1 protein-coding gene is annotated in these 264 nt (G+C 75.0%); it reads right to left on the bottom strand.

What is annotated here, in order from left to right; all coding sequences use genetic code 11:
• Positions 1-264, bottom strand: a 264-nt coding sequence (locus tag B2V90_RS16180) for an OmpA family protein (protein WP_349681223.1), incomplete at both ends; no start/stop codon positions are given.

Below are 264 nucleotides of genomic sequence, written 5' to 3'. Positions count from 1 at the left end.
GCCCCGGATTAGCAGCCGGTCGCGGACCAGCCCGCGCGCCTGCAACGCCCGCGCAACCGCGCCCAGTCGCGCGGCGGCCAGATCCCATTCGTCGAACCGCTCGTGGCGGGCGTCCGCACCATGGCTGCGGATTTCCACCGCCGGCGCACTGGCGAAGCGGCGCGCAAGGGCGGCAATCTGCGCCTCCCCTCGCGCGCTCAGCAGCGCTTCGCCCGGCAGGAACAGGTCGGCGGCGCGGATCTCCACGCCATCGGCCATCGGCCG

Source organism: Sphingobium sp. UBA5915 (assembly GCF_002431195.1).
GTDB classification, from domain to species: domain Bacteria; phylum Pseudomonadota; class Alphaproteobacteria; order Sphingomonadales; family Sphingomonadaceae; genus Sphingobium; species Sphingobium soli.
This window is presented reverse-complemented; position numbering and strand designations above follow the sequence as displayed.